Consider the following 26,469-nt stretch of genomic DNA (forward strand, 5'->3'; position numbering starts at 1 on the left):
AAACACGTAAAATGCGGCCGTTCGGTTCGATCGATCTTGAGGAAGGAGGAACCGGTGACGCGCGAGGCACACGCCTTCTGGCTGCGGTCGCCCGGCGAGGGCGAGATCCGGTCGGTGACGCTGCCCGACCCCGGTCCCGGCGAGGTCCTCGTCCGCAGCCGGTACTCCGGCATCAGCCGGGGCACGGAGACGCTGGTGTTCGCCGGTGGCGTGCCGGTGAGCCAGTACGCGGCGATGCGCGCACCGTTCCAGGAGGGCGACTTCCCCGGTCCGCTCAAGTACGGCTACCTGAACGTGGGCGTCGTCGAGGAGGGTCCGGAGGACCTGCTCGGGCGTACCGTGTTCTGCCTCTACCCGCACCAGAGCGCGTACGTGGTGCCGGCCTCCGCCGTGGTTGCCGTACCCGATGGGGTTCCGCCTGCGCGGGCGGTGCTGGCCGGAACCGTGGAAACCGCGGTGAACGCCCTGTGGGACGCCGCGCCGCTGGTCGGTGACCGGATCACGGTGGTCGGTGCCGGCATGGTCGGTTGCAGCGTGGCGGCCCTGCTCGCCCGGTTCCCCGGGGTCCGGGTCCAGTTGGTCGACGCCGATCCGGGCCGGGCCGACGTCGCCGCGGCGCTGGGCGTCGAGTTCGCGCTGCCGGCCGACGCCGCGCAGGGACGCGACCTGGTGGTGCACGCGAGCGCGTCGTCCGCCGGGCTCCAGCGGTCGCTCGACCTGCTCGCCCCGGAGGGTACGGTCATCGACCTGAGCTGGTACGGCGACCGCACGGTGAACCTGTCGTTGGGCGGGGCGTTCCACTCCGGCCGACTGACCATCCGCAGCAGCCAGGTGGGCATGGTCTCCCCGGCCCGCCGGTCCAGCCGCACCTACGCCGACCGCCTCGCGCTCGCCCTGGACCTGCTCCGCGACCCCGCGTTCGACACCCTGATCACCGGCTCGTCCCGGTTCGACGCGCTGCCCGACGTGCTTCCCCGACTGACCGCGGGCACCCTGCCCGCGCTGTGTCACCTCATCACCTACGGAGAGTGAAAACCTTGTTCAGCGTGACCGTCCGTGACCACATCATGATCGCCCACAGTTTCCGGGGCGAGGTCTTCGGACCCGCCCAACGGCTGCACGGGGCGACGTTCGTCGTCGACGCGACGTTCCGCCGGACCGCTCTCGACTCCGACAACATCGTGGTCGACATCGGGCTCGCCTCCCAGGAACTGAACGCCGTACTCAGCAAGCTCAACTACCGCAACCTCGACGACGAGTCCGCGTTCGCCGGGATCAACACCTCGACCGAGGCGCTCGCCCAGGTGATCGCCGACCGTCTCGCCGAACGGGTGCACGCCGGTGCCCTCGGCGAGGGCGCACGGGGCCTGGAGGGCATCGCGGTCACCCTGCACGAGTCGCACATCGCGTGGGCGAGCTACGAGCGGCCACTGTGACCGCAGCAGGTGGCACCGCCACCGTCGTCCACGTGGTGCTGCCGAACGACATCGACGATCCGACCACCCCGAGCGGCGGCAACAGCTACGACCGCCGGATCTGCGTCGGCCTCGCCGGGTCCGGGTGGGCGGTGCACGAACATGCCGTACGCGGCACCTGGCCGGAGCCCGACGTGACGGCGCGGAACGAGGTGGCGCGCGTACTCGCCGGGCTGCCGGACGACGCGGTGGTGCTGCTCGACGGGCTGGTCGCGTCGGCCGTACCGGAGGTGCTGGTCCCGCAGTCGCACCGGCTGCGCCTGGTTGTCCTGGTCCACCTGCCGCTCGGCGAGGGGGCCGTGGAGTCGCGTGCCGCCGAGGGCGAGGCCCTGGCCTCGGCGGTCGCGGTCATCACCACCAGCGAGTGGACCCGGCACCGGCTGATCCACCTGTACGGGCTGCCGGCCGACCGGATCCACGTCGCCACCCCGGGAGTGGAGCAGGCACCGGTGGCGCCCGGATCGGCGGCCGGCTCGGAACTGCTCTGTGTCGCCGCCGTCACCCCGCACAAGGGCCACGACGTGCTGACGTCCGCCCTGGCGGCGGTCGCGGACCGGCGGTGGAACTGCCTCTGCGTCGGCGCCCTCGACCGGGACCCGGACTTCGTCGACCGGGTACGGCAGCAGGCGACCGCGCACGGCCTGCGGGACCGGGTGCGCCTGGTCGGCGCCCGTACCGGTGACGAACTCCACGCCGCGTACACCGGTGCCGACCTGCTGGTGCTGGCGTCGCACGGCGAGACGTACGGCATGGTGGTCACCGAGGCGCTGGCACGCGGGATCCCCGTCCTGGCCACGGCGACGAACGGGTTGCCAGAGGCCCTCGGGCACGCCCCGGACGGCAGCCTGCCCGGCATGCTGGTGCCGCCCGACGACCCGGCGGCCCTCGCCGCTGCGTTGCGCCGCTGGCTCGACGACGCCGGCCTGCGCGACCAGCTCCGGCGCTCCGCCCGGGGCCGCCGGGGCACCCTCACCGGCTGGGCGGTCACCTCCGCGCTGGTGGCGAACGTCCTCGGTTCCGTGCTGGTGACCGTGGGGAGGTCGGCATGAGCGAGGAGGTCGGTCGCGTCACCGCGGCCTGGCTCGGGCTGCGGGAGCCCGCCGACGCTTCCGCCCGCGCGCCGGAACTCGTCGAACCGGTCCGCCGTCACGTGGCCGGCAACCCGCTCACGGTGGTCCACGACCTCGGCACCGGCACCGGGTCGATGGGCCGTTGGCTGGCCCCGCGGCTTTCCGGCCCGCAGCACTGGGTGATGTACGACCGCGACCCCGACCTGCTGGAACGCGCCAAGGCCGAGATGACCGACACGGCCGCCGACGGGGCTCCGGTCACCGTCGAGACCCGGCAGCGCGACATCACCCGACTGACCGCCGAGGACCTCGCCGGCGCCTCCCTGATCACCGCCTCGGCGCTGCTGGACATGCTGACCGTCGAGGAGGTCGAACGGATCGTGGCGGTCTGCGCCGACACCGGTTGCCCGACCCTGCTGACGCTCTCGGTGATCGGACGGGTGGCACTCACCCCGGCCGACCCGCTCGACGCGGAGCTGACCGAGGCGTTCAACGCCCACCAGCGGCGTACGGTCGGCGGCCGGACACTGCTCGGACCGGACGCCGTACGGGCCACCGTGGAGGCGTTCGGCCGACGCGGAGTGGACGTGACCGTACGGTCCAGCCACTGGCGACTCGGCCCGGAGCAGGCCGACCTGACGGCCGAGTGGTTCGACGGTTGGCTGGGCGCGGCGTGCGAGCAACGACCGGAGTTGACCGGCCCGGCAGCCGCCTACGCGGCACGCCGTCTCGCGGAAGCCGCCGCCGGACAGCTCGGGGTGGTGGTCGAGCACAACGACCTTCTCGCCAACTGTGAATGAACCTTTGACCGCCGCAGCACGTGTACCCGAGAAGATGTTCTTCGAGGGAGGCCGGTTTGCGAAAGGTACCCACACCACGCCCACCGTCGCGCCGCCCGCTCGGGGCGTCCCGGTGATCCGCCCGAACTGGGCCCTGGTACGGACGGTCAGCGGGATCGGGATCCTCGCCGTCCTGCTGTGGTGGCTGGGTACCGGCCCGTTCCTCGACGGGCTGCGCCTGATCGACGGATGGGCCCTCGCGGCGGCGCTCGGCATCGGCGCGCTGACCACCGTGTGCTGCGCCTGGCGGTGGAGCCTGATCGCCGGCGGTCTCGGCGTCCGGCTGCCACTGGGTACGGCAGTTGCCGCCTGCTACCGGGCGGTGTTCCTGAACTCGACCCTGCCCGGCGGCGTGCTCGGTGACGTGCACCGGGCGGTACGCCACGGGCGGGACACCGGCGACGTCGGGCGCGGTATCCGGGCGGTGGTGTGGGAACGCACCGCCGGTCAGGTCGTCCAGGCCGTCCTCGCGGTGGCCGTCCTGCTCGCCCTCCCGTCGCCCGTACGGCCGTACCTGCCGGCCGCGACCGCGCTGGTGGTGACCGGTGTGCTCGGTGCCGTACTGCTGGCCCGGGTGCTGCCCCGGCGCGGGCCCTCCCGGTGGGCGCGGGCACTGCGCACCACGGAGGCGGATGTCCGCGAAGGCCTGATCGCCCACGGCAAGTGGGCGGGTGTGCTGATCGCCTCCACCGTCGTCGTCGCGGGGCACCTGGCGACGTTCCTGGTCGCGGCCCGGACAGCGGGTGTCACCGCACCGCTGTCCCAACTGGTGCCGCTGACGTTCCTGGCCCTGCTGGCCATGAGCGTACCGGCCAACGTCGCCGGCTTCGGACCCCGCGAGGGGGTGGCCGCCTGGGCGTTCGGGGCGGCCGGGCTCACCGCCTCCCAGGGCATCTCCACCGCCATGGTGTACGGGGCGCTGGTGCTGGTCGCGAGCCTGCCCGGCGCCGCGGTGCTGCTGATCCGGCGGGTCCGGGTGCCTGCGGTCGTGCCGGCGGTCGTGCCCCGACGAAGCGCTGTGCACGGTTGAGCGCGTCACGGTTCGGCACGGTCCAACAGAGGAGAAGAATGTACGACGCACTGCCTGTCGCGACGGTTCGGACGCAGGTCACGGTACCGCTGGAGTTCCCCGACGGATTCGCCACCACCGCAAGGGTGTTCACCTTCGACGGCTTGGTGGACGGCCGGGAACATCTCGCGTTCGGCCTCGGTGACTGGGCGGGATCGCTCGACCGGCAGCACGGCGAGGGACCCGTACCGCTGGTCCGCCCGCACAGCGAGTGCCTGACCGGAGACGTGTTCGGCAGCCAGCGGTGCGACTGCGGCCCGCAGCTTCGTGAGGGTGTCGAACGGATCGCGGCGGCCGGTGGTTTCCTGCTCTACCTGCGGCAGGAGGGGCGGGGCATCGGCCTGTACGCCAAGCTCGACGCGTACGCCCTCCAGGACGCCGGCCTGGACACGTACGAGGCGAACGTGGCACTCGGTCACGGCGAGGACGAGCGTGACTACACCGCCGCCGCCCAGATGCTGGCCACCCTGGGGGTGGAGCGGGTCGCCCTGCTGACCAACAATCCGGACAAGGCCGAGCAGCTCGGCGAGCTGGGGTTGGTGGTGACGGAGTGCGTACCGACCGGGGTGTTCCTCTCCCCCGCCAACGCCGGCTATCTGGCGGCGAAGGCCGGCCGGGCGGCCCGTGCCTCGGATCTACCGTTCGTCCGGTGACCCGGTCACCGCGCCCGGCCGGGTGGGAGTCACCGTGCCTGGCCGGGTAGCAGGAGGTGGGCGTTGACCGTACGGACCTCGTCGGCGAGGTCGGGGATCTCGACCACCTCGACACCGGCGGCTTCGAGCAGTTCCACGGCGTGGCAGTCGGCCAGCAACGGCGGTTCCCGCAGTGCGAAGACGACCCGCCGGAGCCCTGCGGCGATGATGAGCTGGGTGCAGGTCCGTGGGCGGGACCTGCGGACACTGCACGGCTCCAGCGAGCTGTAGATCGTGGCACCGGAGAGGTCCACGCCGGCCAGCTTGGCCAGCGCCGACTCCTCCGCGTGGACGTGCGTGTCGGTCTCCCGGGAGAACCCGTCGGCCAACCGCACCCCGTCGGCGTCGACCACGATCGCACCGACCGCGTAGGCGAAGCTGACCGGCGGGCTGTGGTGGGAGAGTTCGATCGCGGCGGTCAGCCAGCGCCGGTCGTCCTGGGTCACGCCGCACCGAACCGGTCGGACAGGGCGTAGCGCAGCAGCACGACATCCTCGATCTGGCGGACCTCGGCCAGGTGGGCGCGGCGTCCCGGATGCCACGGGTACTGGCCGTCGTTGACGAAACGTGGGGCGCGGCAGTCGCCGACAAAAAACGGGGCGATCACCAGGTGCAGTTCGTCGGCCAGTCCGGCGGTGAGGAACTGGGTGTGCATGGTGCCGCCGCCCTCGACCACCAGCCGGCGTACGCCACGGGCGGCGAGGTCGGCCAGCGTCCGCTCCGGGGTCACCGGGTCGCCCGCGTCCACGACCGTCGCCGAGTCACCGAGTCGGGCGCGGGTCTTGTCGACCGCCGCCGTCGCGCAGTAGACGATCTTGTCGGTGTCCCCGGCGGTGAAGAACAGCGCGTCCGGGTCGAGGTCACCCCGACCGACGACGGTGACCTTCGTCGGCGACGCGGGCAGACCCCGTGCGACCCGCCCGTCCCGGCGCTGCTGCGAGCGCACCAGCAGCCGCGGGTTGTCCAGCCGGATGGTGTTGGCACCGACCAGGATCGCGTCGCAGTCGGCGCGTACCGCGTCGACCCGGTCGAAGTCCGCGTCGTTGGAGAGCAGCAACCGCTGGTCGGTCGCGTCGTCGAGGTAACCGTCGATCGAGGTGGCGCAACTGAGCAGTACGTAGGGTCGCTCACTCACCGGCCGACTCCCTGCTTGTTTCCCGTGGCATCAACCGGCGACCGCGATCCAGGTGGCGCGGGCTCGGGCCAGTTCGGCACCGTCGGGGCCGTACAGGGTGCTGTGCACGAGAGCCTTACGACCCTCGGCGGCGGCCAGCTCGCCCACCACCACACACAGGTCACCCGGCGCAGGCATCCGAACCGGTTGGACGGCGATCCGGCCGAGCACGTACGGCCGGGCGGGGCCGATGATCGCCCAGCCGCCGGGGCAGTCGAGCGCGGCCCAGACCATCGCCGGCGACACGTCGGCCGGGACCGTCCAGGGGGCGGCGGTGCGGCCGTCCGACACCGGGCCGGGGAAGATACCGAGGCCGTCGGCGCGGTCGGGTCCGCAGACGTAGCAGGTGGGGAACGGATGACCGGTGAACCCGACGTACGCGGCAGAGGCGCGCTGCGCGTCGGCGTACCCGATCGGTGGGACCACGGTGTCGACGGCTCCGGTCGGCGCGACCTCGGCCACGACGGCGCCGTCCGGGTCCCGGACCCGGCCCTCGACCAGCGACAGCGGCGTGTCCAGCGGCGGCGGCATACGCAGCGTGACCTCGCGCGGGGCGCCGTCGGCGAAGATTCCGGCGCTGTAGCCACCGTTGCCCGAGCCGGGTGGTCCGTTGAACCGCCCAGGGATGATCATCCGTCCCGCCCTTCAGCCATCTCGCCCGAGACCCGCAACGGGCTCCCGATTGCCGTGGCGGCTTGGCCGGGCACCACACCAGACCCGGCCGACCTGCCGTGACGATACCGCGTGCCGGGTCCGGGGCCGTCGACTGGCTTTCGATCATGCCCTGTTGTCGGCTTCGATCGAGGACCGCGGACGATCATGACTTCGGTCGGGATTGTTACTAGCGCCAATCGGTTTGTTATGGAAACCTATTGGCATGACTTCAGATGCGGTTCCCGCCGGCGGCGACCCCCGCCGGCTGCTGGCTGACGCGCGCAACCTCGCGCACCGGGTCCGTCTCGCCCAACGGGTGACGTGGCTGCCGTTGCTGGTGCTGGCCCTGGTGACCTTCGGTGCGATCCCCGCGTACCGGTACGGTCACCAGGTTCTCAGCGAGTGCCGTCCAGTGGACGACGGCGAGGTGTGCAAGGTCTGGTTCCAGTCCGCGTCCATCTACTGGTGGACGGCGCTGGTCCTGGCGTACGTGGTGATCGCCGCCGGATACCTGCGGGTCGCCCGCGCCCGGGGACTGGGCACCCGGGTGGTGCCGTACGTCATCGTGGGCATCGTGCTGGTCGCCCTGTTCACCGTCGGGCATCTGGTGGTGGGGAACTACCTCCCGCCGCCGGACCGCTCGGACCCCCTGCCCTGGGTCGTCCTCGCCCTGTTCCGACTGACCGACTTCACCGGCTCGATCGGGCTGGCACTGCTGGTGCTGGCCTGGTTGGAACGCCACCGGGCGCTGCTGCTGTTCGCCCTCGGGTACCTGACCGTGATAGCAGTGCCGATCAACTTCGGCTGGGGAAACCACTGGGGCAGCCACTGGGAGTTCGCACCGATGCTGGTCATCAGCGGCGGTGTGCTGCTGCTGGGCAGTGCCGGTTTCGCGCTGGCGCAACGGCTGCGACAGCCCCGGTGACCGGCCCCGTCGACACCCCGGACGAGAACGAGACTCCGCACCCGGTCACCGGGCTCGACGACGTGGTGCACCAGCGGGTCCGGCTCGGGATCCTCACCATCGCGCACGAGGCCCGACGGGTGGAGTTCGGATTCCTGCGTACCGAGTTGGCACTGACCGCCGGGAACCTCTCCCAGCACCTGGGCGTACTGGAGACGGCCGGGCTGGTCCAGGTCGAGAAGGGCTACGCCGGGCGGCGGGGCCGGACCTGGATCACCCTCACCGCAGCCGGCAACACCGCACTCGCCGAGGAGATCGCACGACTCAAGCAGCTCATCGCCCGCGTCGAGACGACCAACGGCCGATAGGAGCAGCGGCCGTGGCAGGATCAAGAGCAATATGACGTCATTCGAACTCTGTATGGACAGCCTGGAGGGGTTGTCGGTGGGCGACGCGCTCGGCGCCCATTTCTTCCTACCCGGCACCGCCGTCGGCGACCTCGTCGCCGGGATGATGCCCACCCCACCCTGGTCGTGGACCGACGACACCGAGATGGCCTGCTCGGTGGTGAGCGAACTACACCAGCGCGGACGCATCGACCAGGACCGCCTGGCCGCCGCGTTCGGTGAACACTTCGAGCCGTACCGGGGCTACGGCGGAGGTGCCGTGGTCATCCTGCGACAGCTCCGGGAAGGCGCCTCCTGGCGGGAGGTCGCCCCGGCCGCGTTCGGCGGGCAGGGCTCGATGGGCAACGGCGCCGCGATGCGGGTCGCGCCACTGGGCGCCTTCCACGCCGGAGACTCGCGTACCGCGGCACTCGAGGCGATGCGGTCGGCGGAGGTCACCCACGCACACAGCGAGGCCATCCTCGGCGCGGTCGCCGTGGCGGTCGCCGCCGCCGAGACGGGATGGGCTCGGTTGGTCCAGAGTCGACCCGACCCCCCGGACCTGCTCGATGCCGTACTCGCCTACCTGGTCGAGAGCCGGGTGAAGACCGGGATTGAACGGGCGCGGACCCTGCTCGGGGCCAGCGTCCGCGAGGCGGCGTACGAGCTGGGCAACGGCAGCCGGGTGCTGGCGCAGGACACGGTGCCGTTCGCGCTCTGGGCCGCGGCCACCCACCTGGACGACTACCCGTCGGCGATCGTCGCCTGTCTGCGGGCGGGCGGAGACGTCGACACCACCTCGGCGATCGTCGGCGGGATCGTCGCCGCGTACACCGGCCGTGGTTACGGCGGGATCCCGGCGGCCTGGCTGGCACACCGGGAACCACTGCCGAGTCTCGTACGACAGTGAAGCGTCGGGTGGGGCGAGCCGGACGGCTCTCGCCCCACCCCACGCCGGACCGGACCTACCGGCCGGAGTCGTAGAGCGCCTTGACCTCGGCCGCACCGAGCGGGCGGTCGTAGACGTGCACCTGGTCGATCGCGCCACCCCAGTAGTCGACCGGGCCGCCGCCGAACCTGCCCCGACCGATCACCAGTGGTCCGGTCGACACCTCGCCGACGCAGGCGTCGACCTGCCGGCCGAGCTGCCCGTCGACGTAGACGCTGAGCCGTCCGGCGGCGGCGTCCCGGACACCCACCAGGTGGTACCACTGACCGGCGACCGGCACGGTCGGGGCGACCGCCCGTACGCCCGCGAAACTCATCGCGAACCTGCGGTCACCGCCGGAGTACTGGAGGAAAAACGCACTGTTGCGGTCCGCGTCCTGGCTCACCACCGTCTGGAACGCGCCGCTGGCGCTGTCCAGCCGTACCCAGGCTGCGGCGGTGTAACCACCCTTGGTGTCGAGGATGGTACGACCGGTGTCGACGTACTGGTTGCCGTTGCTGAACTGCAGCCCGGACCCGTTGCGGCCGGCGGTCCAGGTCGGTCCGTTGACCAGGGTGCCGTTGTTGCCGGCGACCTGGTCGACGGTGGTGCTGCCGGTGTTCTCGTCCAGCGGCCAGTAGCCGACCCCGGTCAGCCCCGGCGTGCCCGGTGTCGGCTGCGGCAGCTCGACCCCGTCGCAGGCGCCGGGTACGGGCACCCGGTCGCGGGGAACCTGGTTGGCGCCGGTGCCCCAGCTCCGGTTCGCGTCGGCGCCGAGCGTCACGTTCACGGTGCCGCCGCTGCGGATGAACGACTCGGGCAGCCACGACTTCGCGTACGGCCCACCGTCGAGGCGTACGGACTGGACGTACTGGTTGGCGTCGGAGGTGTTCGGGGCGTTGACGACGAGCTTCACCCCGTTGTCCCGCTCGATCCGCACGGTCGGGAAGAGCGGGCTGCCCAGGAGTAGTTCCGCCCGCCCGGTCACCTGCGGGAAGACGCCTATCGCGGCGAAGACGTACCAGGCCGACATGGTGCCGAGGTCGTCGTTGCCGGGCAGCCCGGACGGTCCGGTGCCGTACACGGTGTCGACGATCTCGCGTACGGTCGCCTGGGTCTTCCACGGCTGACCGAGCCCGTTGTAGAGCCACGGTGCGTGCAGGCCCGGCTCGTTCGTCGGGTCGTACCGCAGGGCGCTGCCGCCCCGGACCGCCCAGTTGCCGGCCTCGTCGTGGAAGAAGCCGTCGAGCCGGCGTACCGCGTCCGCCGTACCGCCCATCGCGGCGGCGAGTCCCGCCACGTTCTGCGGCACCATCCAGGTGTAGGTGGCGCTGGACCCCTGGGCGAAGCCGACGTCGGTGGACGGGCTGAAGCCGCCGGCCCAGCTCCCGTCGGAGTTACGGGCCTGCTGGTAGCCGTCGGTCGGGGTGGCGGCCGAGTTGTACGTGTTGCGCCACCAGTTGGCCCGCTGCGCCAGCGTCTGGTACTCGGTGTTTCGGTCGAGCCGCTGCGCCCACATGGCCAGGGAGAAGTCGGCGAGCGAGTTCTCCAGCGTCTCGGCCGCCCCGCCCCAGCAGTGGCAGGCGTTCTGGGGTGCGTAGTGCAGGGCGAGGTACCGGTCCAGGGCCGGCCGTTGGCCGGTGCACTGGCCGGGGCAGCCGCCGTCGTTCTCCGCCTCCGGGTTCTGTACGGTCGCCTGCCGCAGCAGCGACTCGTACGCCCCGACGGTGTCGAAGTTGCGTACGCCCATCGCGGCGAAGGTGGCCAGGGTCGGCGCGGCCGGGTCGCCGGTCATCACGTGGGTGGAGCCGTTGTTGTGGATCCAGCGGTCCCAGATGCCGTTGTTCTGCTGGGCGAACTGGTACAGCGACTGCGCGAAGTCGCCGGCGACCTGCGGCTTGAGCAGGGCGAGCAACTGGATGTGGGCCCGGTACTGGTCCCAGCCGGAGAAGGTGCCGTACTGGGCCTTCTGTCCCGGGGCGAGGCTGTGCACGGCCATGTCGCTGCCGAGATACCGGCCGTCGACGTCGTTGAAGATGTTCGGCTGGAGCATCGCGTGGTACAGCGCGGTGTAGAACGTGGTGCGCTGGTCGGGCGAGCCGCCGCCGATCCGGACCCCGCGCAGTTGCTCGTTCCACTCGCGGTAGCCCTGGTCGGCGACCGTCTGCACGGTGGCGCCGGGCCGCAGTTCGGTGTCCCGGTTCAGTTCGGCACCGGCGAGGCTGACGTAGGAGATGCCGACCCGCATCCGTACCTGGGTGCCGGTGTCGGCACCGGTGGCGAAGGTGACGTACCCGCCGGAGCCGCGCCCGGCCCGGTCCGCGCCGGTGGCGTACCCCTCGCCGCCGGTGGCGTGGACACCACCGGGGGTGAGGGTGGCGTCGGTCCAGACACCGTTGCCGACGAACGGCCGGTCGAAGGTGGCGCTGAAGTAGAGGCGGTAGTACGTCTTGCGGTTGTTCACCCCGCCGTTGGCCCGCCGGCCGCAGAACGCCCCGGTCAGCACCGAACCGGTCACCCGCTGGTGTGCGACGTCGATGTCGATCTCCGCGTCCTCGCTGCCGTTGAGCGAGTTCGAGGTGCGGAAGAGCAGGTTGGCGGGCTTGCCGGCGGGGAAGCCGAACTCGCCCACCCCGGCGCGGGTGCTCACCGCGAGGTCGGTCTTCACCCCGGAGTCGAGGGTGACCGTGTACCGGCCCGGGTCGGCCGACTCGGTGGCGTGGGAGAAGTTGCTGGCGTACTTGGCGTCGGTGGTGTCGGCGGTCGGCGAGGAGTCGACGGCGCCGACGTACGGCATGATCGGCACGTCGCCGGCCGCGCCGGGGTTGCACCCGGCGCCGTTGACGTGGGTGAGGCTGAACCCGCGCACCCGCGTGGTGTCGTACTGGTAGCCGTTGGCCGCGCCGGTGCTGGTCTGGTCGCCGCGTGTGCTGGTCGGGCTCCACGAGATCATCCCGAACGGACGCACCGCGCCGGGCCAGGTGTTGCCGTCGCGGGCGCTGCCGATGAAGGGATCCACGTAGCTGGCCGGGTCCGTCACCAGGTCCGCGCCGGTGGCGGCGCTGGCTGGTACGGCACCCGCGGTGCCCGCGACGATCGCGAGCACCAGACCGGCCGTGGCACTGATCCGGGTCATGGACACAAGTCACCCTCCCAGGGCTGTCGATGGTCGACCCGAAGCTACGGCGGACGCCGTACTGAAGATCGACAAAGGATCGTCGCCCTGGTGAATGGGGTGTGAAGCCGTCCGCCCGGCCGCCGTGACCCGGTTCAGTGCGACCAGGCGAGGATGCGGCGGACGCGTTCGTACTCCTTGACGAGTTCGGCGTCGATCCCCGCCGATTCGGTCTCGGTCAGGCCCACCGCCGAGGTGCGCCACGTCCGTCCGCGCAGCATCCGCAGGCGCATTCCGACCGGCGGGTGGCTCGCGAACAGGGAAACCTCGTCCCGGATGGAAAGCTGGCCCCGGACGCCGATGCCCGGACGCAACGCGGTCCGCGCCTCGTCGGCCGCCGCGCGCCAGTGGGCGACGCCGCGCCCGGCACGGGCCTCCCTGCGTACGACGAGCTCGATGCTGTCGGTCAGCAGGATCACCTCGTGCAGGTCCACCGCCGCGGTCGAGCCGGCAGCGGTCGCCGCCAGTTCGTCGGCCAGGTATTCGGCGCGTTGGGTGTCCCGCAGGCCGACCCAGACCAGCAGGACATGGGCGGCGAGCAGGACCCGCACCGCCATCGCCTGGACGACCCGGACGGCCATCATGACGAATGGGCTCACACCGTCGGTCGATCCGTGGTGGGGTCGGACGAGGTCGGCGGCGGAGGCGAGCGTGGTGAAGGCGGGTTGGGTGAGCAGGCTGCGTCGTACGTCGCCGTTGACGAAGTGACCCAGCTCGTGGCCGAGCAACGCCACCCGCTCCTGTGGGCGCAGGACGCCCCACAACGGCAGACCCAGGCAGAGCACCCGACGGTGCCGCAGTCCCACCGAGGTCGCGTACGCGTTGAACGTGTCCTCGACCTGCACGATGTGCGGAGCCGGCGCACCGACCGCCGCCGCCACCTGTTCGATCAGCCGGTGCAGTGCGGGCGCCTGCTCCGGGGTCAGGATGTCGGCGTGCGGGTCGGGCCGGCCGAAGCGGGGGCGCAGTGCGACGGCCAGCCCGAGTGCGGCGACGCCGGGCACGATCGCCGGTGCCGGGAAGCTGTACGTCACCAGCCAGACCCCGAGGACCGCCAGCGCGACGATGCCGACGAGCAGGAGCACCGACGCGGTGACGGTGACGATCCGCGCCGCCGAGATCCGGGGGCGGTCGAGGCTGCGCCCGACCAGCTCGGCGAACTGCCGCCCGGTCAGCCGGTACGCGATCCGGTGTATCCGTCGGTCGGCCCAGCGCCAACCGAGCTCGGGGGTCCGTCGGGCCGGTTCGAAGAGGTCGAGGTTCCACTCGCAGGCGGGACACCAGGGGGTCGCCCCGTTCACGGTCACGGTCGCCGTCGCGCACCTGGCGCAGCGGGAGAGGTCGGTGGGAGCGGCGGCGGTCGTACTCATGATCACGCGCGGAGATCATTCCGTACGGTCACCGGCAGGGCTACCGCCCGTTCGGCTCGACTCGGGCGGTGCCGGTGGTCCGCTCCCCCATGGCCCGCTCGTCGCCGACATCCGCTTTGAATGTCGACAATGGGCCCAAAATATACGACAAAGTTGCGCTTGAATATTGACAGATTTCTGCAATAACATGACGGCTCCAGCTCTGTTTCAAGTCTGTGAACGTAGCGTGACGACCCTGCGGCCACCACGGAGGACGCTCCGCCGTTGAGCGTCGGCTCACCGTCACCGTCCCGAGAGAAACGAGTCATTCGATGTCACGGAGCATCATCGGAGTTACGGCGAGGCGGTCCACCCGGCCACCGCGCTGGGTAGCGGCGGCGGCTGTCATTGGTCTCAGCCTGGTCGTCGGGGGCGGCGCCGGCACGGCGTACGCCGGTGGAAAGGCCCCGTCCGGCCCGGCCCCGGTGGTGACGCGCGCGGGACTCGACCCGTCACTCGTCGCCGGCCGGGGCGCCAACGTCGACTTCCTCGAACAGGAGGCGGAAAACGGCCGGACCAACGGCGCGGTGATCGGTCCCGACCGCACGCCCTACACGCTGCCGTCGGAGGCGTCCGGGCGCAGGGCGGTCAAGCTGACCCCCGGTCAGTACGTCGAGTTCACCCTGCCGAAGGCCGCGAACGCCATCACGGTGCGCTACAGCCTCCCGGACGCGCCCAACGGCGGCGGGATCACCGCGCCGCTCAACGTCACGGTGAACGGCGGGTCGAAAAAGACCATGACGCTCACCTCGCAGTACGCCTGGCTCTACAACCAGTACTCGTTCACCAACGACCCGAACGCCGACCTGCTGCACCCGGACTGGTGGATCACCGAGTGCGCCTGCGTACCGGCGGCCACCACCCCGACCCCGACGATCACCAAGCCGTTCCGCCCGATGCACTTCTACGACGAGCAGCGCCTGCTGCTCGGCCAGACCTACCGCGCCGGTGACAAGGTACGACTCACGGCGCCAGCCGGCAGCAACGCCGCCTGGACGGTCATCGACCTGCTCGACTCGCAGCTCGTCGCCCCGCCGCAGGTCCGGCTGATCGCGGCGAACGTGCTGGCCTTCGGCGCGGACCCGACCGGCCGGCGCGACTCCGCCGGCGCGTTCGACCGGGCGATCGCCTTCGCCAAGCTCACCCGCCTCAAGGTCTACGTGCCGCCGGGCACGTACCAGGTGAACCGGCACATCATCGTGGACGACGTGACGATCGAGGGCGCCGGAAGCTGGTACACGATCATCAAGGGCCGCGAGGTCGCGCTCGATCCCCCGGCCCCGGACGGCTCCGTGCACACCGGGGTGGGCTTCTACGGCAAGGACGCCGCGGTCGGCGGGAGCAACAACGTCCACCTGTCCGGGTTCGCGATCGAGGGCGACGTACGCGAGCGCATCGACACCGACCAGGTGAACGGCATCGGCGGCGCGATGAGCAACTCGACCATCGACGGCCTGCACATCCGGCACACCAAGGTCGGCCTCTGGTTCGACGGCCCGATGACCAACGTACGGGTCACCAACAACGTCATCGTCGACCAGATCGCCGACGCGCTCAACTTCCACATCGGTGTGACGGACTCGGTCGTGGCGAACAACTTCATCCGCAACACCGGTGACGACGGCCTGGCCATGTGGTCCGAGACGACCGCGAACGCCAACAACACCTTCGACCACAACACCGTGCAGACCCCGACGCTCGCCAACGGGATCGCGATCTACGGCGGCACGGACAACACCGTCTCGAACAACCTCGTCGCCGACCCGATCCGGGAGGGCAGCGGCATCCAGATCGGTTCCCGGTTCGGCGCACAGCCGTTCGCCGGGCACCTGTGGATCACGAACAACACCGTGGTCCGGGCCGGCACCTTCGAGCTGAACTGGAACATCGGCCTGGGCGCCATCTGGATCTACGCCCTCGAGAAGACCATCGACGCGGACATCCAGGTCGTCGGGGACCACTACCTCGACAGCACCTACAACGCGATCATGATGGTCAGCGAGTGGTCGGTGAAGGACCTCTACTCCATCAGGAACGTCCACTTCAGGGACATCAGGGTCGACGGCACGGGCACCTCCGTACTCAGCGCCCGCGTCTCCGGATCCGCCTCGTTCGAGAACGTCGACGCCCGCAACGTCGGTGCGGTCGGCATCAACAACTGCGGGTCGTTCAACTTCCCGCCCACCGGCTCGGAGTTCTCCGTGACCGACCTCGGTGGCAACGACGGGGGTGGCACCACCGGCCCCTGGCTCGCCGCCTGGGAGCTGCCGAACACCATCACCTGCGACGACCGCCCGCCGGTCGTCGTACCGCCGGCACCGTCCGCCTGGTAGGACGTCGGGAGCACACCGCGGGCGGGCACTCGGGTCAGGACAGACCCGGGTGCCCGCCCGATGCTCGTCGCCTAGCGGTCGGGTGTCAGCAGGGGCTCGTCCGCCCGGACGAAGGCCTCGGCGGCGTCGACCAGCAACCGGCGCGCGGACCGGATCCCGGACAGCGTCTCCTGCAACAGGTACTCGGCGCTCAGTGGCCGGTCACCCCACTGGGTGGGCAGGCCGACGGTGTCGATGTCCAGGCCATAGGGCAGGTAGAGCAGCCGCATCGCGTCGAACGACTGGAACGGCACGAACACCTGCGTGGTGACGACGAGCAGCCGCTGGTCCGGCCGCGGATCGTGCAGCCGCGCCCACAGCGCGAACGTGTCCGAGGTCTGGGGCCGGTACGGTGGCCGACCCGTACTCGCCGACAGCGCCGACGCGACCGGGTGCCCCGCCGGATCGGCCAGGCTGGTCCGGCGCTCGTGCGTGTACGCCGAAGGCGTCCCCTGCACGTCCCCCGACTGCCAACGTGGGCACTGCCGCTCGGCCGACGCACAGCCGCAGACGAACTCGGCGACCGTCGGCGACACCCCGAACTCCTGCTGGGCGGCGGCGATCAGCAGGTCGAACTCGTCGGTGGCACCGGGCGCGTAGCTCTCCACGACCGGCCGTTCCGGCGGATCTTCCGTGATCAGGAACCGTGGGCTGCCGAGCAGGGCGATCTGCCCGAGGTCCACTCCGGACGCACGAACCTGCGCGGCGAACCGGGCCCGCAGCAGCGGCGAACGGTAGCCGCCACCGAGCACCAGCGTGTGGTCGTAGCGCGGGTACCTCGGTGGACGTGACTCGACCAGGTCGAGTTGACCGGCGAGTGCGAGCACCCGTTCCCGGAACTCGGGGGTGAAGTCGCCCCTCGTCGCCTGCGACCGCTCCCGGTACTTGCCCGCCGGGTCGTCCCGGAAGTTGAAGTGCCGTGCGGCCATCCGCTCCACCAGCAACACCCGGTGCAGCACGTCGAGACGGGCCGGGTCCACGCCGCGTTCGAACGCGGTCGGCAGTGCCTCGTTGAGATGCAGCCATTCGGCGGTGTCGCCGGCGCTGTCCCGCCAGGCCGAGCCGTCGGCCGGCATCCGCTCGCCGAACGCCGCGAGCAACGCGGCCATCGGTTCGCTGAACAGCCACCGCGAGGCCTGAGCAAAGACCTGCTGGGCACGGTCCACTTCGAGGTCGCTCACGCCACGACCCTATCGCCTCCGCCGCCCGGGCAGACGATCCCGCGCGTCGTCCGCGTGCCACCGGGCGGAACCCGAACCGGGCGGGAGTGGTTCCCGGTGGAACAGCCGGAGCGGTACGGCATCGGCCAGTGCCCGGTAACCGGTCGGGCTCAGGTGCAGGTGATCCCCGCTGTCGTACGCCGGCAGGAGTCGCCGCGGGTCGGCCGGGTCACGCACCGCCCGGTCGAAGTCGAGCACACCGTCGAACCCGTTGCCGGTACGGATCCAGTCGTTGACCCGCCCGCAGGCCGCGGCACGCAAGCCGCTCGGGTCGTCGTACCCGGTGTGGCCGCCGATCGGCGGCAGTGTCGCGCCGTACACCCGGATGCCGTGCGCGTGCGACCGGGTGACGATCTGCTCGTACGCGAAAATCAGGTCCGCGGCGATCCGCCTCTGTGCGGCTTCGGTGGGCTCGGCGGTGCCGATGTCGTTCACACCCTCGAACACGACCAGCCACTCGACACCGCTCTGGGACAGCACGTCACGGTCGAGCCGGGCCAGTGCGCTCGGGCCGAGCCCGTCGTTCAGGACCCGGTTGCCGCCGGCCGCCTGGTTGAGGATGGCGACCCGCGCCGTGGCCGGGTCGGACTGGAGACGGTCGAGCAGCCGGTCCGGCCAGCGGTTGTTCGAGTTCGTGGTGGAACCCCGGCCGTCGGTGAGCGAGTCGCCCAGCATCACCACCGCCGCCGCGCTGCGATCGCACCACGCCTCGACCCCGCTCAGCAGGTACCAGTGCTCGGTCGGCGTCGCCGTCGGCAGGTCGGCCGCCACAACCTGGTTGCCGGCCACCAGGTACGAGGTGGTCCGGGAGCCGGGATGCGAGGTGACGTGGTCCGACGCCTGTCCCTGCGCCAGGTAGACGGAGACGGTGAGGTTCGACCGGGGCGCGATCTCGAAGTCCAGCGGATCGGAGACGACCTGCGCCCCGACCGGTACGCACACCGACCGCCGCCCGGAGAAGGTCACCGTACGGGAGGTCCCGGATCGGATGCCGCTGACACCCGCCCGCCCGTCGACCGGCTGCGCGACCGTGACGGCCGTGATCGGCAGTGCGGCGCCCCCGAAGGCGTTGGAGAAGCGCAGCCGCACCTGCCGGGTCCCGACCGACACCTGGACGGTCTGCCGCAGGGTGGCATCGGCGAACACCAGGTTGTCGCGGGTGAACGGTGGCGGCGGCAGGTTGTCGGGCTCGGTGAGCTGCGGCATCGATACCCAGGTGTGCACCCAGCGGCCGGTGGCGGCGCGGTTGTCGGACCCGCACGGTCCCGTAACCGACGATCGCCGGTCCATGCAGCCACCCTCTCACCGCAGCCGTCGGGCTCCGGCCGTTGTCGAGATGGGTCCCGGTGCGCAGGGCGCCGCCCCCGCGCACCGGAACCGGCTCGTGGTTAGCTCGCGGCGCAGGTGGGTGTGCCGCTCGGGGCGTTACCGGTGCCCTGGAAGCCGAACTCGGTCACCTGACCGGCGGTCAGCCGGCCGTTGTATGCGACGTTGCTGAACTGGACGCTGCCGGTGTTGCCGCTCCGGTTCGTGTTCCACGCGTTGGTGATCGTGGAGCCGGACGGGAGGGTCACGCCGATCGTCCAGCCGTTCGTCCCCGAGGACCCGGCCGTGACCCGGATCGTGGTCACGTAACCGCCGTTCCAGGCGTTGTTCGACAGCGTGGCCGAGCAGCCGGCACCACCGGGCGGCGGGGTGGTCGTCGGCGGCGGGGTCGTGGTCGGCGGAGTGGTGGGCGGGTTGGTGGTCGGCGGCGTCGGCGGAGTGGTGATCGGGTTGCCGCCGCTGTTGAGCGCGTTCAGCGTGGAGGTGTACGCGGCCTTCTTGTTGCCGCTGCCGTCGAAGAGCAACGGGGTGCCGCTGGCCCGCCACGAGTCGGTGTCGCGGATGCCCCAGACCGTGATCCCGGTGCACCGGGTGATCGCCAGGCACGCCTGGACCACCCGGGCGAAGTTGTTGGCCTGGGTGGTGCCGGAACCCTCGATGTCCAGCTCGGTGATCTGCACGTCGACACCGAGGTTGGCGAAGCGCTGGAGGTTGGCCTGGTAGTCGCTGGGCACCGGGCTCTGGGCATTGAAGTGGGACTGGAAACCGACGCAGTCGATCGGTACGCCGCGCGCCTTGAAGTCCTGCACCATGGCGTACACGGCGTTGGACTTCGCGTTCTGCCCGTCGGTGTTGTAGTCGTTGTAGCAGAGCTTCGCGCCGGGGTCGGCGGCCCGCGCGGCGCGGAACGCGGCCTCGATCCAGTCGTTGCCGGTGCGCTGGAGGTTGGAGTCGCGCCGGTTACCGCCACCACCGTCGGCGAACGCCTCGTTCACCACGTCCCAGGCGACAATCTTGCCCCGGTAGTAGGTGGCCACCTGGGTGACGTGGTTGAGCATCGCGTTGCGCAGGGCGGTGCCGGACATGTTCTGGGCCCAGCCCGGCTGCTGCGAGTGCCAGGCCAGCGCGTGGCCGCGTACCTGCTGGCCGTTGGACCGGGCGTGGTTGACGATGCGGTCCGCGTTGGCGTAGCTGAAGTTGCCCTGCGACGGCTCGGTCGCGTCCCACTTCATCTCGTTCTCGGCGGTGACGCTGTTGAACTCGCGGTTCAGGATTCCGACGTAGGTGGAGTCGGAGAGCTTGTTGGCCGCGACCGCGGTGCCGAAGTAGCGGCCCTTCTCGGCGGCCGAGGCGCCGAGGGTGGTGCCGGCGCTGGCGGTCGGGGCGAAGACCATGGTCGCGCCGACGGCGAGGGTTGCCGCCGTGCCGAGCACCAGGGCCAGCCGCGGCCCCGACCTCAGTCCGACCTGTCGGCCACGACGATCCTTTTTGTCGCTCATCTCTGTTGCCTCCGGACGGTTCGGGAAGGGATGGACCCGACAGGCATGGAGGACCAGCCCGCAGGTCGGAGTGCACGGATGCGAAGTCGTCGGCCTCGCCCGGCTCATAACGGCGCCCACCGCCCGGAGGGGCATACCGCTACAGCATCGACCTGGCGTCTTCTGACCATCCATCAGTCGACGTGGGCAGGCAGCGCCAACATGCCCGGCACGTCATCTTCTGGATCTTGCAGAAACAGTTGCGTGGGTCGATGTTAGCGGAAAGTTTCAGAAACTATCAATGGTCGCTCGGCGCCTGCCGTCCGGCCGGCGCCCATCCGGCCCGTCGTGGCGTGCTCGCGGCGACTGAACGTGAGCAGGCACGACACCATCGGCGACGACGGACCGGAGCGCGAAAGCAGCACCGCAAACCCGGCCGTGTTTTCAGGACATTACCGGTAACTTGCGGTCGCCATCCACATAAGAGATCGTCCCTGTGGCCCGGACGTTCAGGCGGACTCGCGTACGACCAGCTCGGTCGGCAGGACCCGGGAGGATGCCGGTTCGCGGCGGATCAGGCGCAGCAGGACGTCCACCATGTCCCGGGACACCCGTTCCAGCGGTTGGCGGATCGTGGTGAGCGCGGGATCGGTCTCGCGGGCGATCCGGGAGTCGTCGAATCCGCCCACGGCCACGTCCTGCGGCACCCGGCGACCGGCCCGGCGCAGCTCCGCGATGGCACCGGCGGCGAGCATGTCGGAAGCGGCGAAGACCGCGTCGATGTCGGGACTGGCGGCGAGCAGCTCGCGCATCGCCGCCGCGCCGGCCGCGTGGCTGTAGTTGGCGGCGTCGACCACCAGGCGTTTGAGGGCCTTGCGGCCCAGCACCTCGCGATAGCCCTGGAGCCGTTCCGGGCCGCCGACGATCTCCGGGCAGGCAATCATCCCGATCCGCTTGCGGCCCTGTTCGACCAGGTAGCGGGTCATCTGCCGGGCACCCTCACGGTCCTCGGCGGCGACGTACGGGATGTTCGCGCCGATGCCGCCGGGCTTACCGCAGGCGACGGCGGGTACGACGCCCCGGGCGAGGTCGGCGATGAGCGGGTCACCGGAGTGCGCGGAGATCAGGAGTACGCCGTCGACGTGCCCGCCCCGGACGTACCGCAGCACCCGGTCCCGCTCGTCCTGGCTCGATTCGAGCATCAGGATCAGGCTGACGTCGTGCTCGGCCAACGCCTGGGTACAGGCCCGCAGCAGCACGCTGAAGTTCGGATCCTCGAACAGCCGCTCCTGCGGCTCGGACAGGACGAACGCAACCGCGTTCGACTGCTTGGTGACCAGGCTGCGGGCACTCTGGTTGACGGTGTAACCGGTGGTCCGCATGGCCCGCTCGACCGCCTTCAGGGCGGCCGGGCTGACGTAGCGGGCGCCGTTGAGGACCCGGGAGACGGTTCCCCGGGACACGCCGGCAAGCTCCGCGACGTCGTCGATGGTGGGGCCACGGCGCATCGCCCGGCGGGCGGCGCCCCGGGACTTCGGGTGGGGGGTGGGTTCGGTGGTACCGGTGTTCGTAGCGTCGGCCACAACGACCCCTCATGCTGTGCTCGGTGAGACGAGTGCCGGTCCGGTCCGGCTCCTCGTCGTGGCGCCAGTCTTCCATGTCCCGCCGGCCGGCGACCGTACGCGGGGCTCAGCCGGGCGGCACCGCGTTGTTCCGGGCCACCCGGCCAAGCCAGCGTGCACTGGTCTTGGGCACCCGCCGCTGGTCGGTGTAGTCGACGTGGACGACACCGAAGCGCTTGGCGTAGCCCTCGGCCCATTCGAAGTTGTCCATCAGGGTCCAGACGAAGTAACCGCGTACGTCGACCCCGGCGGTGATCGCCTCGCGCAGGGCGAGCAGGTGTTGGTGCAGGTACGACACCCGCAGCGGGTCGTGCACCGTACCGTCGGCGGCGACCTCGTCCGGGTAGGCGGCACCGTTCTCGGTCAGGTAGACCGGCGGCAGTCCCGGATGGTCGGCCCGGAGCCCGACCAGCAACTCGCGCAGGCCGTCGGGCTGGACCGGCCAGCCGACGTCGGTGACCGGTACGCCTGCCGGCAACACGACCTCGGCGCCCAGGTGTCCGCCTGGTACGGCCCGGACGAGCATCTTGCGGTAGTAGTTGACGCCGAGGAAGTCGATCGGGGCGCCGACGAGTTCGAGGTCGCCCGGCCGGACGTGCCCGAGGGCGTTCGTACCGCCGAGCACGGCCACCACGTCCGGCGGGTAGACACCGTGGAGGACCGGATCCAGGAAGAGCCGGTGACTGTCGGCGTCGACGCGCCGGCTGGCCTCGACGTCGTGCGCCGACCCGGTCTCGGGTGACACCGGACTGAGGTCGAGAGTGATGCCCACCTGCTCGTCCGCGTTCCGGCTGCCGGCGCGCAGGGCGGCGAGGCCGAGGCCGTGGGCGAGCAGCAGATGATGCGCGGCAAGGTTGCGCTGGTCGAGGTCGCGGATTCCGGGGGCGTGGATCCCGCTGCCGTAGCCGGCGTGGCTGGACACCTTCGGCTCGTTGAGCGTGATCCAGTGCCGGACCCGGTCGCCGAGGGCGGTCTGCACGATGGCGGCATACTCGGCGAAGCGGTGGGCGGTGTCCCGGTTCGGCCAGCCGCCGGTGTCCTGGAGCGCCTGGGGCAGGTCCCAGTGGTAGAGGGTGACGTACGGGACGATCCCATGTTCCAGGAGCCGGTCGACGACCCGGCGGTAGTGGTCGAGTCCGCGTTGGTTCGCCGGCCCGCGCCCGTCGGGCTGGATACGGGGCCAGGCGACCGAGAACCGGTACGCGGCCAGCCCGAGAGCGGCCATCAGGGCGATGTCCTCGGGATAGCGGTGGTAGTGGTCGCAGGCCACGTCGCCGGTGTCGCCGTTGTTGACGGCGCCGGGAACCCGGCAGAACGTGTCCCAGATGGACCGCCCCCGGCCGTCGACGTCCACCGCCCCCTCGACCTGGTACGCGGCAGTGGCCGAGCCCCAGACGAAGCCGTCGGGAAACGACAGTGGTGTTCCGCTCACGCCCGTCACCCCTTCACTCCGCCGCTGACCAGGTCCAGCCGCCAGTACCGCTGGAGGAACAGGAAGAGGGCGATCAGCGGCAGGATGGAAAGCAGGACCCCCATGATCACCAGCGAGTAGAGCGCGGGCTGGCTGGCGCCCTGGTTGAGCATCGAGAACAGCCCAACGGTCATCGGGAAGCGGTTGTCGTCGGAGATCATGATGTACGGCAGCAGGAAGTTGTTCCAAATGGCGATGAACTGCAGCAGCAGTACGGTCACCATGCCGGGAACCATCGGCGGCAGCCCGACGGACCAGGCCAGCCGGTACTCACCGGCCCCATCGATCCGACCGGCTTCGAGCATCTCGTCCTGCACCACGGCGGCGGCGTAGATCCGGGACAGGTAGATGCCGTACGGGCTGATGATGCTGGGCAACAGCACCGACCAGTACGAGTTGACCAGTCCCAGCTTCGAGATCAGCAGGTACTGCGGCACCGCCAGGGTGATCTGCGGTACGAGGACGCCGGCCAGGATGGTCAGGAACAACGCCTCCCGACCGGGGAACCGGTACTTGGCCAGGGCGTACCCGGCGAGCGTGGAGACCAGGACGGAGAGCACCGCCCCGACACCGGCGTAGAGCAGGCTGTTGAGCGCCCAGCGCAGGAACACCCCGTCGCCGAAGGCGAACAGGTGCGAGAGGTTGTACGAGAACCCGCCGTTGAAGCTGGGCCGGAACGAGAACGTGGTGAACAGTTCGTCCGGCCCCTTGGTGGCGGCGATCGCGACCCAGACCACCGGCGCGACGCAGTAGGCCGCGCCGAGCAGGAGCAGGGCGGTGGGGATGATCCTGGCCCGGCTCACAGGTCCCTCCCGAAGGCTCGTTTCTGCAGGAAGCTGAGCACCCCGAGGGAAACGACCAGGGTGCCGAGCGCCAGGACGACGGAGGCCGCGGCGGCGGTGTGGATGTCGTTGTTGACGAACGCGTCGCGGTAGATGGTCATCAGCGGCACCCAGGAGGAGGGGATGGAGTCGGTGAGCGGTTGCAACGTCGCCGGTTCGCTGAACACCTGGAGGGTGGCGATGATGCTGAAGACGCCGGTCATGACGAGCGCGGGCGCGATCAGCGGGATCTTCACCCGCAGCGCGATCTGCACCTCCGACGCGCCGTCGATGCGGGCGGCGTCGTACATCTCGCGGGGTATGCCCCGCAGGGCGGTGTAGAGGACGATCATGTTGAACCCGACCCCGCCCCAGACCCCGATGTTCGCCACCGAGAACAGCACCGAGCCGGGGGCGAGGAAATCGGGCTCGGGCAGGCCGACCGAGGCGAACGCGTCCCGGATCGGGCTGACGTTCGGCAGGTAGAGGAAGCCCCAGAGCAGGGACGCGATGACCCCCGGTACGGCGTATGGCAGGAAGATGCCGATCCGGGAGGCGGTCGCGAGCCGGACCCGGGGTGTGTCGAGCAGCAGGGCGAACAGCAGCGCGAGCCCGAGCAGGTCGGTACGACGATGGCGCCGTACCCGAGCATCCGCAGGACGCCCTGCACGTAACCGTCGTCGCCGAGTACGCCGAGGTAGTTCTCCAGTCCGACGAACTGCTCGACCCGCAGGCCGAGCCCGCCACCGGTGACCCGGGAGGCGCGCAGGCTCAGCCACACCGTGTACCCGATGGGGACGAGCAGGAACAGGACGAGCAGTACGACCGCCGGCGCCACCAGCACGTACGGCGTGGGACCGCCGCGACGGCGGGGCCGGCGGGCGACGGTGGTGGGTGTGGCACCGCGCATCTTCGGTCCTCCTTTCCGCTGGCTAGGCCGTCTTGACCTGGAAGCCCTGCTTCTTGAGGTCGGCGACGGATGCCTCCTGGAGGCGGTCGACGGCGGCGGCGAAGTCAGATTTGTCCTGGATGGCCTTGGCCAGGATGTCGCTGTACTGGCTGTAGGTCACGTTGACGTTCGGCGCCCAGGAGAAGCCGCGGGCGGTCTTGGCGATGGCGGCGGCGTCGGTGAAGAACGTCGGCTGGTTGGGCATCATCAGCGGCGCCTTGCTCAGCGCCGGGGTGGACTGCCCGGTGGTGACGGCGGGATAGATGCCGCCCTGCCCGACCAGGGCGTCGACCGCCTCCGGGTCGGTGTTCAGCCACCTCACGAACTTCTCCGCCTGGGCCCGCTGGGAGGACTTGGCGGAGATCGCGGTGGCGGAACCGCCCCAGTAGCCGGTGACCGGACTGGCCGCGTCCCACTGCGGCATCGGGGCCATCCGCCATTTGCCCTTGGTGCTCGGTGCCACGCCTTCGAGGACACCCGCGCCCCAGACCGCGCTCGGCCAGGCCAGCAGGGTGCCGTCGCTCATGGCCTTGTTCCACTCCGGGGTGTACATCGGCTTGCCCGAGAGGGTGCCGTCGTTGACGAGGTTGCCCCAGAAGGCGGCCATCCGCCGGGTCGGTTCGTCGTTGATGGACACCGTCCAGGTGCCGTTGTCGTTCACCCACCAGTTCGCGCCGGCCTGTTCGGCGAGGCCGGCGAACCAGCCCGGGTCGCCGGAGGAGAACGTGGCGAGGTAGCGGTTGGGGTCCCGCTGCCGGACCTGTCGGGCGGTGGCGGCGAACTCGTCCCAGGTCTTCGGCACGGTGAGGCCGTACTGCTGGAAGAGGTCCTCGCGGTAGTAGAGCATCATCGGCCCGACGTCCTGCGGGATCGCGTACGTCTTGCCGCCGAACGAGGTCAGGTTCCAGGTCCCGTCGGTGAACTCCGACCTCACCTCCGCCGCGAGGGAGGAGAGGTCGGCGATCGCCCCGTTCGTGATCAGCACCGGCAGGGCCTGGTACTCGGCATGGACGAGGTCGGGGGCGTTGCCGGCCCGGTGCGCCGTCACGATCTTCGTGATCAGCTCCTCACCCTGGGCCTGCCGGCTCACCGTGACCTTCTGCTGCGGGTTCTTGGCGTTCCAGATGTCGACGACCTTCTCGACGTTCGTGGTCCAGGTCCAGAAGGTCAAATTCGCCGGGTCGTCCGGGTTGCCCTTCGGCGGCGCCGTGCCGTCCTCGGAGCCGCTGTCGCAGGCGGCGAGCAGGGCGGGAAGGGCGGTGGCCGCGCCGACACCGGCGATGCCCCGGAGGAAGGTGCGCCGTCCGACGGAGCCGGTGGGCAGGGAGTTCATCGGTGAGCGGCCGGAGCCGGTCGTGAGGCGGGACATGTGCCCTCCTGGGGTCCGCCGAGGGGGAAATAGCCGTTCTCTGTGAGCGATCACAGATTCGGCGTC

General features: G+C 70.7%; 23 protein-coding genes. 10 read left to right on the forward strand and 13 right to left on the reverse strand.

The genetic code is table 11. From position 1 onward, the window contains the following. Positions 1 to 54 precede the first annotated feature (54 nt). Genes ACWEFB_RS31335 through ACWEFB_RS31360 form a run of 6 tightly spaced genes read left to right on the forward strand, consistent with a single transcriptional unit; the run spans position 55 to position 5,106 of the window. Positions 55 to 1,032 (forward strand): dehydrogenase, encoded by a 978-nt coding sequence (locus ACWEFB_RS31335; protein WP_452291176.1) that lies wholly within the window; start codon positions 55 to 57, stop codon positions 1,030 to 1,032. 5 nt (positions 1,033 to 1,037) lie between these two features. Continuing rightward, a complete protein-coding gene (locus ACWEFB_RS31340; protein ID WP_452291233.1) occupies positions 1,038 to 1,436 on the forward strand; it encodes a 6-pyruvoyl trahydropterin synthase family protein in 399 nt (132 codons plus the stop codon). After that, complete coding sequence (locus ACWEFB_RS31345) at positions 1,433 to 2,524, forward strand: glycosyltransferase family 4 protein (RefSeq protein WP_452291178.1); 1,092 nt, start codon at positions 1,433 to 1,435, stop codon at positions 2,522 to 2,524. Before ACWEFB_RS31340 ends, ACWEFB_RS31345 begins: the two co-directional genes overlap by 4 nt. Beyond that, a complete protein-coding gene (locus ACWEFB_RS31350) occupies positions 2,521 to 3,345 on the forward strand; it encodes a class I SAM-dependent methyltransferase (RefSeq protein WP_452291180.1) in 825 nt (274 codons plus the stop codon). Before ACWEFB_RS31345 ends, ACWEFB_RS31350 begins: the two co-directional genes overlap by 4 nt. Before the next feature lie 34 nt (positions 3,346 to 3,379). Continuing rightward, the gene (locus ACWEFB_RS31355) at positions 3,380 to 4,414 is read left to right on the forward strand and encodes a lysylphosphatidylglycerol synthase transmembrane domain-containing protein (RefSeq protein ID WP_452291182.1); all 1,035 of its coding nucleotides are present in this window, start codon (positions 3,380 to 3,382) and stop codon (positions 4,412 to 4,414) included. Positions 4,415 to 4,452: 38 nt separating this feature from the next. Further along, a complete protein-coding gene (locus tag ACWEFB_RS31360; RefSeq protein ID WP_452291184.1) occupies positions 4,453 to 5,106 on the forward strand; it encodes a GTP cyclohydrolase II in 654 nt (217 codons plus the stop codon). A gap of 29 nt (positions 5,107 to 5,135) precedes the next feature. Here ACWEFB_RS31360 and ACWEFB_RS31365 read toward each other — a convergent pair whose 3' ends face one another. The 3 genes from ACWEFB_RS31365 to ACWEFB_RS31375 are packed head-to-tail and all read right to left on the reverse strand — an operon-like array spanning position 5,136 to position 6,952. After that, positions 5,136 to 5,591 (reverse strand): deaminase, encoded by a 456-nt coding sequence (locus tag ACWEFB_RS31365; RefSeq protein ID WP_452291186.1) that lies wholly within the window; start codon positions 5,589 to 5,591, stop codon positions 5,136 to 5,138. Further along, complete coding sequence (locus ACWEFB_RS31370; protein WP_452291188.1) at positions 5,588 to 6,280, reverse strand: RibD family protein; 693 nt, start codon at positions 6,278 to 6,280, stop codon at positions 5,588 to 5,590. Before ACWEFB_RS31370 ends, ACWEFB_RS31365 begins: the two co-directional genes overlap by 4 nt. 30 nt (positions 6,281 to 6,310) lie before the next feature. Beyond that, positions 6,311 to 6,952, reverse strand: coding sequence for a hypothetical protein (locus ACWEFB_RS31375; protein ID WP_326558083.1), 642 nt, complete (start codon positions 6,950 to 6,952; stop codon positions 6,311 to 6,313). Between the two features lie 244 nt (positions 6,953 to 7,196). On the opposite strand from ACWEFB_RS31375, the gene ACWEFB_RS31380 reads away from it, so the two are divergent. From ACWEFB_RS31380 to ACWEFB_RS31390, 3 genes are read left to right on the forward strand one after another with little or no spacing between them, the layout of a single operon-like run. Further along, complete coding sequence (locus ACWEFB_RS31380) at positions 7,197 to 7,898, forward strand: hypothetical protein (RefSeq protein WP_452291191.1); 702 nt, start codon at positions 7,197 to 7,199, stop codon at positions 7,896 to 7,898. Beyond that, a complete protein-coding gene (locus ACWEFB_RS31385) occupies positions 7,895 to 8,245 on the forward strand; it encodes a transcriptional regulator (protein ID WP_452291193.1) in 351 nt (116 codons plus the stop codon). The genes ACWEFB_RS31380 and ACWEFB_RS31385 overlap by 4 nt, the downstream gene beginning before the upstream one ends. 31 nt (positions 8,246 to 8,276) lie before the next feature. Next, entirely contained in the window at positions 8,277 to 9,173 is an 897-nt protein-coding gene (locus ACWEFB_RS31390; RefSeq protein ID WP_452291195.1) for an ADP-ribosylglycohydrolase family protein, read from the forward strand. Positions 9,174 to 9,228: 55 nt separating this feature from the next. On the opposite strand, the gene ACWEFB_RS31395 is transcribed toward ACWEFB_RS31390, so the two are convergent. Together ACWEFB_RS31395 and ACWEFB_RS31400 are read right to left on the reverse strand one after the other, a co-directional pair. Further along, complete coding sequence (locus ACWEFB_RS31395; protein ID WP_452291197.1) at positions 9,229 to 12,327, reverse strand: GH92 family glycosyl hydrolase; 3,099 nt, start codon at positions 12,325 to 12,327, stop codon at positions 9,229 to 9,231. Between the two features lie 134 nt (positions 12,328 to 12,461). After that, positions 12,462 to 13,736, reverse strand: a complete 1,275-nt coding sequence (locus ACWEFB_RS31400; RefSeq protein ID WP_452291235.1) for a M48 family metalloprotease — start codon at positions 13,734 to 13,736, stop codon at positions 12,462 to 12,464. 311 nt (positions 13,737 to 14,047) lie between these two features. Here ACWEFB_RS31400 and ACWEFB_RS31405 point away from each other — a divergent pair, with 311 nt between their 5' ends. Next, entirely contained in the window at positions 14,048 to 16,108 is a 2,061-nt protein-coding gene (locus tag ACWEFB_RS31405) for a glycosyl hydrolase family 28-related protein (protein WP_452291199.1), read from the forward strand. A 71-nt stretch (positions 16,109 to 16,179) separates the two neighbouring features. Here ACWEFB_RS31405 and ACWEFB_RS31410 read toward each other — a convergent pair whose 3' ends face one another. From ACWEFB_RS31410 to ACWEFB_RS31445, 8 genes are all read right to left on the reverse strand, one after another. Beyond that, the gene (locus ACWEFB_RS31410) at positions 16,180 to 17,328 is read right to left on the reverse strand and encodes a hypothetical protein (RefSeq protein ID WP_452291201.1); all 1,149 of its coding nucleotides are present in this window, start codon (positions 17,326 to 17,328) and stop codon (positions 16,180 to 16,182) included. A 9-nt stretch (positions 17,329 to 17,337) separates the two neighbouring features. Continuing rightward, a complete protein-coding gene (locus ACWEFB_RS31415; protein WP_452291203.1) occupies positions 17,338 to 18,657 on the reverse strand; it encodes an SGNH/GDSL hydrolase family protein in 1,320 nt (439 codons plus the stop codon). A gap of 98 nt (positions 18,658 to 18,755) precedes the next feature. Next, positions 18,756 to 20,192, reverse strand: coding sequence for an endo-1,4-beta-xylanase (locus ACWEFB_RS31420; RefSeq protein WP_452291205.1), 1,437 nt, complete (start codon positions 20,190 to 20,192; stop codon positions 18,756 to 18,758). A 488-nt stretch (positions 20,193 to 20,680) separates the two neighbouring features. Further along, positions 20,681 to 21,754 (reverse strand): LacI family DNA-binding transcriptional regulator, encoded by a 1,074-nt coding sequence (locus tag ACWEFB_RS31425; RefSeq protein WP_452291207.1) that lies wholly within the window; start codon positions 21,752 to 21,754, stop codon positions 20,681 to 20,683. A gap of 106 nt (positions 21,755 to 21,860) precedes the next feature. Next, a complete protein-coding gene (locus tag ACWEFB_RS31430) occupies positions 21,861 to 23,225 on the reverse strand; it encodes a GH1 family beta-glucosidase (protein ID WP_452291210.1) in 1,365 nt (454 codons plus the stop codon). A 5-nt stretch (positions 23,226 to 23,230) separates the two neighbouring features. Beyond that, positions 23,231 to 24,067: a carbohydrate ABC transporter permease gene (locus tag ACWEFB_RS31435; RefSeq protein ID WP_452291212.1), complete on the reverse strand. Its 837-nt coding sequence runs from the start codon at positions 24,065 to 24,067 to the stop codon at positions 23,231 to 23,233. Further along, complete coding sequence (locus tag ACWEFB_RS31440; RefSeq protein WP_452291214.1) at positions 24,064 to 24,864, reverse strand: carbohydrate ABC transporter permease; 801 nt, start codon at positions 24,862 to 24,864, stop codon at positions 24,064 to 24,066. The genes ACWEFB_RS31435 and ACWEFB_RS31440 overlap by 4 nt, the downstream gene beginning before the upstream one ends. A 153-nt stretch (positions 24,865 to 25,017) precedes the next feature. Next, entirely contained in the window at positions 25,018 to 26,403 is a 1,386-nt protein-coding gene (locus ACWEFB_RS31445; RefSeq protein ID WP_452291216.1) for an ABC transporter substrate-binding protein, read from the reverse strand. Between the last annotated feature and the right edge of the window lie 66 nt (positions 26,404 to 26,469).

It is taken from the genome of Micromonospora sp. NPDC004704, assembly GCF_053601675.1.

Excerpts from the sequence above, each read along its gene's own strand:
- ACWEFB_RS31420 (WP_452291205.1), bottom strand. The coding sequence starts at position 20,192 with ATGAGCGACAAAAAGGATCGTCGTGGCCGACAGGTCGGACTGAGGTCG.
- ACWEFB_RS31355 (WP_452291182.1), top strand. The coding sequence starts at position 3,380 with ATGTTCTTCGAGGGAGGCCGGTTTGCGAAAGGTACCCACACCACGCCC.
- ACWEFB_RS31375 (WP_326558083.1), bottom strand. The coding sequence starts at position 6,952 with ATGATCATCCCTGGGCGGTTCAACGGACCACCCGGCTCGGGCAACGGT.
- ACWEFB_RS31415 (WP_452291203.1), bottom strand. The coding sequence starts at position 18,657 with ATGGACCGGCGATCGTCGGTTACGGGACCGTGCGGGTCCGACAACCGC.
- ACWEFB_RS31380 (WP_452291191.1), top strand. The coding sequence starts at position 7,197 with ATGACTTCAGATGCGGTTCCCGCCGGCGGCGACCCCCGCCGGCTGCTG.
- ACWEFB_RS31400 (WP_452291235.1), bottom strand. The coding sequence starts at position 13,736 with ATGAGTACGACCGCCGCCGCTCCCACCGACCTCTCCCGCTGCGCCAGG.
- ACWEFB_RS31350 (WP_452291180.1), top strand. The coding sequence starts at position 2,521 with ATGAGCGAGGAGGTCGGTCGCGTCACCGCGGCCTGGCTCGGGCTGCGG.
- ACWEFB_RS31360 (WP_452291184.1), top strand. The coding sequence starts at position 4,453 with ATGTACGACGCACTGCCTGTCGCGACGGTTCGGACGCAGGTCACGGTA.
- ACWEFB_RS31405 (WP_452291199.1), top strand. The coding sequence starts at position 14,048 with ATGTCACGGAGCATCATCGGAGTTACGGCGAGGCGGTCCACCCGGCCA.
- ACWEFB_RS31390 (WP_452291195.1), top strand. The coding sequence starts at position 8,277 with ATGACGTCATTCGAACTCTGTATGGACAGCCTGGAGGGGTTGTCGGTG.
- ACWEFB_RS31395 (WP_452291197.1), bottom strand. The coding sequence starts at position 12,327 with ATGACCCGGATCAGTGCCACGGCCGGTCTGGTGCTCGCGATCGTCGCG.
- ACWEFB_RS31445 (WP_452291216.1), bottom strand. The coding sequence starts at position 26,403 with ATGTCCCGCCTCACGACCGGCTCCGGCCGCTCACCGATGAACTCCCTG.